Here is an 11,002-nt window from a genome sequence, read left to right on the forward strand (position 1 = left end):
GCGTTACCGCGTCAGGTCGATGCGTCTGGACGAAGCGTTTCGTCGATGCGATGCCGCCGGCCTGAGCCGGCCAAGAATCCGATGGAGTATGTCCCGTGAAGATCCCGATGACGATCTGCGCCCTGACGATGGCGGGCGCGCTGGCCGCTTGCGCGAGCCCGAGCGCCGACGTGCGGGCGCAAGGCGGCTTGTCCGTGAGCGGTGCGGCAGGCGCGAGCTACCGCTTCGCGCACACGCCCGTCCAGGACGAGCAGGCCGCGAAGACCGCATCAACGCCGCAAACGGATGCCGACGCCACGCCGTCCGGCGAGACGCTGCTGCGCGCGGCGCTCGCGCAGCGCGGCTTCGAGGAGGCCGGGCCCGTCCCGCTGGGCGCGCCCGATACGGCGCGTTATCTGGTGTCGGCGGCGTGGGCGTCGCGGCCCGCCGACGTCACGGTGGCCGCAGGCAATTGCACGGGCGGCTGCGTGCCGACCCAGGCGCCGTCGCTGCCCTGGTTCGGCCATCCTTATGTGCATTCGCTGACGCTGCGCTTTTTCACGCTGGCCGACGGCCACGAAGCCTACAAGGTGAGCGCGGTCAAACGCGACCGCAACGCCGACGCGCAGCAGGCGCTGCCGTATCTCGTCGCGAGCGCGCTGGCGCAGCTGCCGTATGCGGGCGCGTCGCAATGGCGCGTGACGATGAAGCCGCGCGCGGCCGCGGCGCACGCGGCCACGCAGGCCATGCCCGATGTGATTTCGGTGACGCCGCAAGGCCAGTGAGCGCGCGCACGCGCGCTATTTTCGCGGCGCGCTTTAAATTTCAGCCCTTGTTTTGCGGGGCGGATTGCTCCGCGCGCTCGTCGCCAACCGCGTCGACGGCATCCGCCTCATCCGGCCAGCGATTCTCGTACACACACTCGCCGAGCGCCTTGCGCTCCGCCCAGCGCTCCATTTCGAGCATCGGCCGCGGATAGAACTCCGCGACGTGGCCGACGCAGAGAATCGCCACCGGCTTCGCGCCGGGCGGCATGCCGAGCAGCGCGTGGACTTCGTCGACGTCGAAGATCGACACCCAGCCCATGCCGAGCCCTTCGGCGCGCGCCGCGAGCCACATGTTCTGGATCGCGCAGGCCACCGACGCCAGGTCCATCTCGGGCAGCGTGCGGCGGCCGAAAATGTGCGCTTCACGACGGTCCATCAGCGCGACGACGAGCAATTCGCCGCATTCGCGCATGCCCTCGACCTTGAGCTTCATGAACTCTTCGCGGCGCTTGCCGAGCGCGTCGGCGGTCGCGAGGCGCTCGCGCTCGACGGCGTCCTGCAACTGCGCGCGCACGGCCGCATCGGTGATGCGCACGATGCGCCACGGCTGCATGAAGCCCACGCTCGGCGCGTGATGGGCGGCGTCGAGCAGACGCGTCATCGTCGCCGGATCGACGGGACCGGGCGCGAAGTGGCGCATGTCGCGCCGCTCGTAGATCGCGCGGTAGACCGCCGCGCGTTCGGCTTCGTCAAAGGGCTGTGCCATGGAAAAGTGCGGCCGCGAAGGCCGGATTGGAAGGCCAATAGGCGTGCATATAGGTCGCGACGATGGCGCCGTGCCGGTAGACCGGCTCGCCCGCCGCGCCGGTTTGCGCGTGGCGCGCGTGCAGTTCGGCGGCGAGCGGCGTGCTCACGCGCGAGTAGTGGAACGTGTGGCCCGTGACCGTGCCGTGGCGCGCGCTGTCGAGGCGCTGCATGCCGAGCGCGGCGAAGCGCTTTTGCATGACCGCCGCGCCGGGCAGCAGGCCGAGCATCGGCGTGCACGCGCCGTCGGTGGTCGTGAGCGTGTCGAGCAGATAGAGCAGGCCGCCGCATTCGGCGACGAGCGGTCGCTGCGCGGCGACGTGCGCGCGCAGCGATTGCGCGCTGCGCGCGTTGGCCGCGAGCGTGGCCGCGTGCAGTTCGGGATAGCCGCCGGGCAGATAGACGGCGTCGGCGTCGGCGGGCGCGGCTTCGTCGGCGAGCGGCGAGAAGAAGCTCAGGCGCGCGCCCATCGTTTCGAGCAGCGCGAGGTTCGCCGGATAGATGAACGAGAAAGCCGCGTCGCGCGCGACGGCGATGTGGCGGCCGTCGAGCAGGCGCGGCGTGCGTGCGGAGTCGGCGTCGGCGTCGGTATCGTTACAGGGCAGCGCGAATTCGACGGCGGGCGGCAAGGCGGCGAGCGCGGTGGCTTCGAGCGCGTCGGCGGCGCGGTCGATGCGCGCGTCGAGGTCGCCGATTTCGTCGGCGCGATGCAGGCCCAGATGACGCTCGGGCAGCGCGAACGCCGCGTCGCTGGCAACGTGGCCGAGCCAGCGGATATCGGCGGGCAGCGCTTCCTGCAACATCTGCGCGTGGCGCGGCGAGCCGACGTGATTGGCGAGCACGCCGTGAAACGGCACGTCGGCGCGAAAGCGTGCGAGGCCGAACGCAATCGCGCCGAAGGTCTGCGCCATCGACTTCGCGGAGATCGCGGCGGCCACCGGCACGCCGAACGTGGCCGCGAGATCGGCGCTGCTCGGCGTGCCGTCGAACAGGCCCATCACGCCTTCGATCAGGATCAGATCGGCTTCCTGCGCGGCCTGCGCGAGCAGCGCGCGGCAGCCCGCTTCGCCGACCATCCACAAGTCGAGCGAGAGCACGGGCGCGCCGCTCGCGCGTTCGAGGATCATCGGGTCGAGAAAGTCGGGGCCGGTCTTGAACACGCGCACGCGCCGCCCGGCGCGCCGGTGCAGACGCGCGAGCCCCGCCGTGAGCGTGGTCTTGCCCTGGCCCGAGGCTGGCGCGCTGATAAAGAGCGCGGGGCAGGCCACGCGCGTCGCCGTCGCGGTCATCGCGTCAGAACTCCACGCCCTTTTGCGCCTTCACGCCTTGCTCGCGATACGGATGCTTGACGAGCCGCATTTCGGTGACGAGGTCGGCGGCTTCGATCATTTCGTCGGCGGCGTGGCGGCCCGTGACGACGATGTGCTGCATCGGCCCGCGCGCGGTCAGCACGCCGAGCACTTCGTCGAGCGGCAGATAGTCGTACTTGAGCACGGTGTTCAGTTCGTCGAGGATCACCATGGCGTATTCGCCGCTCTCGATCATGCGCTTCGCGGCGTCCCAGCCTTTGCGCGCGGTGGCGATGTCGGCGTCGCGGTTCTGCGTGTTCCAGGTGTAGCCGTCGCCCATCGTGACGAAGTCGCAATGCGCCACGCTGGCGAGAAAATCGCGCTCGGACGTATGCAGCGCGCCCTTGATGAACTGCACGACGCCGAGCTTCATGCCGTGGCCGAGCACGCGCACGGCCATGCCGAACGCCGCCGTGCTCTTGCCCTTGCCGTTGCCGGTGTTGACGATCAAGAGGCCTTTTTCGAGCGTCGCGGCGGCCTGCTTTTTCTCGTGGCCTTCGCGGCGGCGCTGGGTCATGCGTTGGTGCGATTCGGGGTCGGTTTTCATCGTCGCGAAGAGTCCTGTTGTGTATGCGATGAGTGTCGGGTGCTGCGTGTTCGTGCGTGTTTGTGCGTATGCGTGCGTTGCTGGCGTCAGCTTCGTGGATCGGGCGCGATGGCGGCGAGCGCGACGGTCACGCCGTCGAGCGCGAGCTTGCCGCGGACCAGCGCGCCGCCTCCGGCCGCGAGCCGCGCGCACGGTTCGCACACGCCGGGCACGCCGAAACGCGCGAGTGCCGCCGCGCTTGGCGGTGAATCCGGTGCGGGCTGTGATGCTGCTTGCAGCGACATCGCCTCCACCTGCTCGCGCGTGAAGCACTGCAGCGGCAGCGCATGCGCGGCGCAAAACGCGCGCAATGCGGGCTCGTCGATTTTCGCATCGAGCGTCGCCACGGCCCGCACGCGCGCGAGCGGCCACGCGCCGAGCGCGGCTCGCACGGCGGCCTCGATCTGCGCGACCGTCACGCCCTGGCGGCAGCCGATGCCCATCGCAAGCGCGCGCGGCGCCGCATTGTCCGCTGCCGGGGCGGCATCGGGCAAGCAGTCGGCGGGCGGGGAAGGGTTCACTGAGCGCGGAAAGTCGGGGGTGAAGGCCGGGGCAAAAATCAGGGCGTCACGCGTGGAAGCCGCCAAAAAACAGCCCAAAAACCAGCCAAAAACAGCAGGCGAAATCGAGCGGAAGTGCAGGAAACGCCGCAAATGCGCGCATACGATAGCACACGCATTTCGCGCGCTGCGCCTCGCTCGGGCGGCATCGCGGATAAAACCGGGGGCGGCGTCGAGCGCGTGACGGCCTCGGGCCGAGGCGGAAAATCCGCCGCGAATCCGCCGCAAATCCGCCGCAAATCCGCGCCCCAATGCCCCTGAGCCGCGCCCCCGCCCGGTTGACGCGCCGCCCACCCGCGCCTACACTCGCACGCACTCTGGTGCTCGCGTGCGCGTACGTTTCGCACGCAGTTAAACGGGAATCAGGGAGCCATCCCGCCACGGGCACGGCCAACCTGAACTGCACCCGCAACGGTACAACGAGCGCATCGGCTGCAAGGTCGATGCAAGCCGCTTCATCGCATGCGCCGCATGCATGGCCACTGTGCGAAGCGCGCCCCACGGCGCGCCGCGCGGGAAGGCGAAGCGGCGTGACTCGTCAGTCCGGATACCGGCCAGATACGCGGGATGCGCGCTGCGGGGTTGCGGCGCCGCGTCCATGATTTCATGCGTCATGCCGGGCCTTGCCCGTGGCGCGTCCAAGCCGGTTGTATCGTCGATCGAAGTGGTGCGGGCTTCATGCCGCCGCGCGCCGCTTGCGCGTGTTCCGCGAGTTTTCATGCGCGCGACGCCTCGCGACGATCCCCTCCGGCCCGACGCCCACGCGCGACACGCCCGACGCGGCGCACTTCACCTGCGGCCGATGCGCCGAAGGAGCTTCCACATGCAGATGCGCAAAATCCCCGTCACCATCGTCACGGGCTTCCTCGGCAGCGGCAAAACCACGCTGCTGCGCCACATCCTCCAGCACGCGGGCGGCCTGCGCGTCGCGGTCATCGTCAACGAATTCGGCGAACTGGGTATCGACGGCGAAATCCTGCGCGGCTGCGGCATCGGTTGCGACGAGAACGGCAACGAAACGGAAGGCCAACTCTACGAGCTCGCGAACGGCTGCCTGTGCTGCACCGTGCAGGAAGAATTCTTCCCGGTGATGGAGCAACTGCTCGAACGCCGCGCCGACATCGACCACGTGCTGATCGAAACCTCGGGCCTCGCGCTGCCCAAACCGCTCGTGCAGGCCTTCAACTGGCCGTCGATCCGCAACGCCTTCACGGTCGATGCGGTCGTGACGGTCGTCGACGGTCCCGCCGCCGCGAGCGGCCAGTTCGCGGAAAACCCGCAGGCCGTCGATGCGCAGCGCAAGGCCGATCCGAATCTCGATCACGAATCGCCGCTGCACGAGCTGTTCGAAGACCAGCTTTCGGCCGCCGATCTCGTCATCCTGAACAAGACCGATCTGATCGACGCCGCCGCGCAGGACGCGCTGATCGAAGACCTGCGCGAAGAACTGCCGCCGCAGGTGAAGATCGTGCGCGCGCAGCACGGCAAGCTCGACCTGCACACGCTGCTCGGTCTCGAAGCGGCGTCGGAGGAGAGCATCCATCTGCGCCACGACCATCACGGTTCCGCCGACGATGCCGACCATCATCACGACGAATTCGATTCGGTCGTCGTTGAGGCGCAGGTGGCGTCGCGCGACGTGGCGGTCGAGGCGCTGCAAAAGCTCGTCGATGCGCACACGATCTATCGCGTGAAGGGTTTCGCCGCGCTGCCGGGCGCGCCGATGCGCCTCGTGATTCAGGGCGTGGGCCGCCGCTTCGACAGCTATTTCGACCGCCGCTGGAACGCGCAGGAAAGCGCGGCGCAACCGCTCGCGAGCCGCTTCGTGCTGATCGGCGAGGACCTCGACGCCGCCACGCTGCAAGCCGCGTTCGACGCGGCGCTGGCGGCGGCGCAAAACGCCGTGCAAACCGCGTCCGCGCAATAAGCACAGCGCAATCAGCGCAATCAGCACGACGTTTTACGAGCGACACACATGCATTTGCTGCGCACCACGCCGGGCGGTTTCGTCGACGACACGCAGGGCGTGATCCGCATCGATCAGCAGCCCGCCGAAATCGTCATCCTGAGTTCGGCGGATACCACGCTTGCGCTGCTGGCGAGCGTGGTGCCGCGTCTGCCCGAAAGCTTTCCGGGCGTGCGGCTCGCGAACGTCACGTATCTGCGCCAGAACGCGTCGGTGGATTTTTATATCGACGACGTGCTCAAGCACGCGCGCGTGGTCGTGGTCGATCATCTGGGCGGCGAAGCCTACTGGCCCTACGGCATCGAGCAGGTCGTGTCGCTCGCGCAGGAACGCGGGCAACTGCTCGCGATGTTCTCCGGCGACTTGCAGGAAGATCCGAACCTGATCGCCAAGAGCCGCGCCGAGCCGGATTTTTGCCGTCTTTTGTGGCGTTATCTGCGCGAAGGCGGCGCGGCGAATGCCGAAGGTTTTCTGCGCGCGCTCGCGTGGCGCGCGTTCGACTGGGGCAGCGAGCCCGCGCCGCCCGTCGTGCTGCCCGCCGCCGCGATCTATCATCCGGCCCGCGACGTGGCCACCGTCGACGACTGGCGCGCGCGCTGGACGCCCGGCGCGCCCGTCGTCGCGATCCTGTTTTACAAGGCGCATTTGCAGGCCGCGAACACGGCCGCGTTCGATGCGCTGATCGAGGCGCTGCTCGCGCGCCGGCTCAATCCGCTGCCGCTCGCCATCACCTCGCTCAAGGATGCGATCAGCCGCGACGTGCTCGATCGTCTCGCGGCCGAGCACGATATCGCGCTCGTGCTCAACACCACGGCGTTCGCGGCCTCGTCGCTCGACGATCCCGAACCGCTCGAGCTCGCGGGCGACGCGCCCGTGTTGCAGGTGATCCTGAGCGGCGGCAATCGCGACGACTGGGTCAAGGACAATCACGGCCTGAATTCGCGCGACATCGCCATGCATATCGCGCTGCCCGAAGTCGATGGCCGCGTGATCACGCGCGCGATCAGCTTCAAGGGGCTTGCGTATCACTGCAAGGACACGCAGGTGGACGTGGTGCGCTATCAGCCCGATGCGGAGCGCGTGGCCTTCGTGGCCGAACTCGCGCGCCGCTGGTGCCGCTTGCGCACGCAGCCGAACGCTGACAAGAAACTCGCGCTCGTGCTCGCCAACTATCCGATGAGCGAAGGGCGCATCGGCAACGGCGTGGGGCTCGATACGCCCGCGTCGGTGGTGAACATTCTGCGCATGCTGCGCGACGAAGGTTATCGCGTCGCCGATCTGCCCGAGGACGGCGAAGCGCTCATGGACACGCTCACGCAGGGCGTGACCAACGATCCCGACACGCGCGCGCTGCGGCCCGCGTTTCAGAGTCTTTCGCTCGACGACTACCGGCGTTATTTCGCGCAACTGCCCGTGGAGGCGCAGAACGCGCTGATCGCGCGTTGGGGCGCGCCCGAGCAGGACCCGGGCGTGCGTCGCGGACGCTTCATGATCGCGGGCTGGCGCTGCGGCCAGGTGTTCGTCGGCATTCAACCGTCGCGTTCGCGCGGCGACGACAGCTACGCGAACTATCACGACGCCGATCTCGTGCCGCCGCACGCGTATCTCGCGTTCTATTTCTGGCTGCGCGAGACCTTCGGCATCGACGCGATCGCGCACGTCGGCAAGCACGGCAATCTCGAATGGCTGCCGGGCAAGAGCGTCGCGCTCGCGCAGACGTGCTGGCCCGATATGGTGCTCGGCCCGCTGCCGCATCTGTATCCGTTCATCGTCAACGATCCGGGCGAGGGCAGCCAGGCCAAGCGCCGCGCGCAGGCCGTGATTATCGATCACCTGATGCCGCCGCTCACGCGAGCCGAAAACTACGGGCCGTTGCAGGATCTCGAACGTCAGGTCGACGAGTACTACGAAGCCTTGATGGTCGATCCGCGCCGCGCGAAGCTGCTGCGCAAGACCATCCTCGCGACGATCGTCGAACACAAATTGCACGAGGAATTGAGCGTCGAAGCGCCCACCAGCGCCGACGCCGAAGACGAATTGCTCACGCGCGCCGATGCGTATCTGTGCGAGCTGAAGGAAGCGCAGATTCGCGACGGGCTGCATACGTTCGGCGCGTCGCCGCAAGGCACGCAACGGCGCGACACGCTGCTCGCGCTCGGCCGTTACGCGTGCGGAGACGGGCAGGGCGCGAACGCGGGGCTGATCGACGCGCTCGCGCGCGATCTGCGTATCGATCATCTGCTCGATGCGGCGACCGTGGATTGGGCCGCGCCGTGGACCGGACCGCGCGCCGACGCGCTCGCGCATCTCAGCGACGCGCCGTGGCGTCATGCGGGCGATACGCGCGAGCGGCTCGAAACGCTGGCCGCGCGCTTTATCGCGCACGCGTGCGGCGATGAAGGCGCGGAGATCGACGCGCAAGTTTGGCCGCGCGCCGCGCGCGTGCTCGCCCGCTTGCGCGACGACGTGCTGCCGCGTCTCGACGCCTGCGGCCCCGAGGAACTGCGTCAGCTTCGGCGCGGTTTCGAAGGCCGCTTCGTGCCGCCAGGCCCGAGCGGTTCGCCGTCGCGCGGCCGTCCCGATGTGCTGCCCACGGGCCGCAACTTCTACTCGGTCGATACGCGCGCGGTGCCCACGCAGGCGGCGTGGTCGCTCGGCATGAAGTCGGCGCAGCAACTGATCGAGCGGCATGTGCAGGAGCACGGCGACTATCCGCGCGCGATCGGGCTGTCGGTCTGGGGCACGGCGACGATGCGCACCGGCGGCGACGATATCGCCCAGGCGCTCGCGCTGATCGGCGCGCGTCCGAAATGGGCGGCGGGCAGCCAGCGCGTGATCGACTTCGAGATCATGCCGGTGGAGGCGCTCGACCGTCCGCGTATCGACGTGACGCTGCGTGTGTCGGGTTTCTTCCGCGATGCGTTTCCCAACGTGATGCATCTATTCGATGCTGCCGTGCAGGCCGTCGCCGAACTCGACGAGCCCGAGCATCTGAACCCGCTGCGCGCGCGCATCCAGCGCGAGCGCGACGCCTTGATCGCCGACGGCATGGACGCCGCCGAAGCGCGCCGCCGTGCGGGCTGGCGCGTGTTCAGCGCGAAGCCGGGCGCGTATGGCGCGGGCCTGCAATCGATGATCGATCATCGCCAGTGGCAGAGCGACGCCGATCTCGCGCAGGCCTACGAGGCGTGGGGCGGTTATGCCTACGCGCAGAAAAGCGCGGGCGACGAGGCGCGCGACGCGTTCCGCAAGCGCCTCGCCACCATCGACGTGGTGCTGCAAAACCAGGACAACCGCGAACACGATCTGCTCGACTCGAACGACTACTACCAGTTCCAGGGCGGCATGGCCGCCGCCGCGCGGCACTTCTCGCAGGCGCAGCCCACGCTCTATCACGCCGATCACAGCAATCCCGCCGCGCCGCGCATTCGTCCGCTGCACGAGGAGATCGCGCGCGTGATCCGCTCGCGCGTGGTCAATCCGAAATGGATCGACGGCGTGAAGCGGCACGGCTACAAGGGCGCGGCGGAAATGGCCGCGACCGTCGATTATCTGTTTGGTTACGATGCGACCGCGCGCGTGGTCGGCGATCATCAATACGCGCTGGTCGCCGACGCCTACGTGCACGACGACGACACGCGTGCGTTCATGGAGCGCCACAATCCGCACGCGCTGCACGCGATCTGCGAACGTCTGATCGAGGCGATGCAGCGCGGTTTGTGGCAGCAGCCCGGCGAACATCGCGAGCGCGTCGAACAGCGTTTGCTCGAAGCCGGGCAGCATATTGAAGGTCGATAAGCGAAGCACAATGAAGGAATCCGAATCATGAGCCGAGTGACGAGCCAGGCAGCGACGCGTCCCGCCTTTCCCTTCGCCGCGCTGGTCGGCCAGGCGCCGTTGCAGCGCGCGCTGCTGCTTGCGGCCATCGATCCCGCGATCGGCGGTGTGCTCGTGAGCGGCCCGCGCGGCACCGCGAAATCCACGGCGGCGCGCGCGCTCGCGGCGCTGCTGCCCGATGGCGCGTTCGTCACGCTGCCGCTCGGCGCGAGCGAGGAGAAGCTGATCGGCACGCTCGATCTCGAAGCTGCGCTGCGCGAGAACGCCGTGCGTTTCGCACCGGGATTGCTCGCGCGCGCGCATGAAGGCGTGCTCTATGTCGACGAAGTGAATCTGCTGCCCGACGCGCTCGTCGATGCGCTGCTCGACGCCGCCGCGAGCGGAGTGAACACCGTCGAACGCGATGGCGTTTCGCACACGCACGACGCGCGTTTCGTGCTGGTCGGCACGATGAACCCGGAAGAGGGCGAACTGCGTCCGCAACTGCTCGACCGCTTCGGTTTGATGATCGAACTGGACAATTGCCACGATGCGGGCGAGCGTCAGCGCATCGTCAAGGCGCGGCTCGCGTTCGATGCGAATCCGCAGGCGTTCTGCGCGGCGCACGACGCGGCGCAACGCGCACTCGCGCAGCTTTTGCGTGCCGCGCGCGCGGCGCTCGATGCGCTCGAATGGAGCGACGCGGTGCATGAACGCGCGGCGCAACGCTGCGTGGAAGCGGCCGTCGACGGTTTACGCGCCGATCTCGTGATGCTGCGCGCGGCGCGTGCGCTCGCGGCCTTCGAAGGCGCGGCGCAGATCACGCCGGAGCACGTCGATGCAGTCGCGGACGCGGTGCTCGCGCATCGCCGCCGTGCGATGCCGGAGCCGCCTGCGTCGGGTGGCAATACGCAGGCTCCTGATCGATCGCGCGATGCATCGAATGAGTTTTCGCGAAGTCCACAGGAATCCGAATCAAATAGTGAGTCTGATGCCGATTGGGGCGAACTGCCGCCCGAGCCCGTCGCGGCGCGCCAGGTCAAAGGCGTGATCCCGCTGCCCGCAAAAAAACGCTGAGCCGCCGGGCAAGGGCCGCCGCCCACGCACAGGGCGGCGCACGGCGGCGAGAGGGCCCCGGACGCACACAGCCGCGTCTCACACGCGACGCCGCGCCG

At 68.6% G+C, this 11,002-nt stretch carries 8 protein-coding genes and 1 riboswitch; of the genes, 4 read left to right on the forward strand and 4 right to left on the reverse strand.

What is annotated here, in order from left to right; translation table 11 throughout:
- Window positions 1–95: 95 nt before the first annotated feature.
- Window positions 96–764, forward strand: a complete 669-nt coding sequence (locus tag LDO54_RS29450; protein ID WP_224014653.1) for a DUF4136 domain-containing protein — start codon at window positions 96–98, stop codon at window positions 762–764.
- A gap of 40 nt (window positions 765–804) precedes the next feature.
- Here LDO54_RS29450 and bluB read toward each other — a convergent pair whose 3' ends face one another.
- From bluB to LDO54_RS29470, 4 genes are all read right to left on the reverse strand, one after another.
- Entirely contained in the window at window positions 805–1,512 is a 708-nt protein-coding gene (gene bluB / locus LDO54_RS29455; RefSeq protein WP_224014655.1) for a 5,6-dimethylbenzimidazole synthase, read from the reverse strand.
- On the reverse strand, window positions 1,496–2,839 hold the full coding sequence (locus tag LDO54_RS29460; RefSeq protein ID WP_224014657.1) for a cobyrinate a,c-diamide synthase: 1,344 nt from the start codon (window positions 2,837–2,839) through the stop codon (window positions 1,496–1,498). The genes bluB and LDO54_RS29460 overlap by 17 nt, the downstream gene beginning before the upstream one ends.
- 4 nt (window positions 2,840–2,843) lie before the next feature.
- Window positions 2,844–3,446, reverse strand: a complete 603-nt coding sequence (gene cobO, locus LDO54_RS29465; RefSeq protein WP_224014659.1) for a cob(I)yrinic acid a,c-diamide adenosyltransferase — start codon at window positions 3,444–3,446, stop codon at window positions 2,844–2,846.
- 86 nt (window positions 3,447–3,532) lie between these two features.
- A complete protein-coding gene (locus LDO54_RS29470; protein WP_224014681.1) occupies window positions 3,533–3,928 on the reverse strand; it encodes a cobalamin biosynthesis protein in 396 nt (131 codons plus the stop codon).
- A 418-nt stretch (window positions 3,929–4,346) separates the two neighbouring features.
- Window positions 4,347–4,618, forward strand: a riboswitch (cobalamin riboswitch).
- A gap of 256 nt (window positions 4,619–4,874) precedes the next feature.
- On the opposite strand from LDO54_RS29470, the gene cobW reads away from it, so the two are divergent.
- From cobW to LDO54_RS29485, 3 genes are read left to right on the forward strand one after another with little or no spacing between them, the layout of a single operon-like run.
- Entirely contained in the window at window positions 4,875–5,972 is a 1,098-nt protein-coding gene (cobW, locus tag LDO54_RS29475; RefSeq protein WP_290371153.1) for a cobalamin biosynthesis protein CobW, read from the forward strand.
- Between the two features lie 48 nt (window positions 5,973–6,020).
- The gene (gene cobN, locus LDO54_RS29480; RefSeq protein ID WP_224014663.1) at window positions 6,021–9,809 is read left to right on the forward strand and encodes a cobaltochelatase subunit CobN; all 3,789 of its coding nucleotides are present in this window, start codon (window positions 6,021–6,023) and stop codon (window positions 9,807–9,809) included.
- A gap of 27 nt (window positions 9,810–9,836) precedes the next feature.
- Entirely contained in the window at window positions 9,837–10,904 is a 1,068-nt protein-coding gene (locus tag LDO54_RS29485; protein WP_224014665.1) for an ATP-binding protein, read from the forward strand.
- Window positions 10,905–11,002: the final 98 nt, after the last annotated feature.

The organism is Paraburkholderia tropica, assembly GCF_914484835.1.
In the GTDB taxonomy this organism is placed as follows: Bacteria; Pseudomonadota; Gammaproteobacteria; order Burkholderiales; family Burkholderiaceae; genus Paraburkholderia; species Paraburkholderia tropica_A.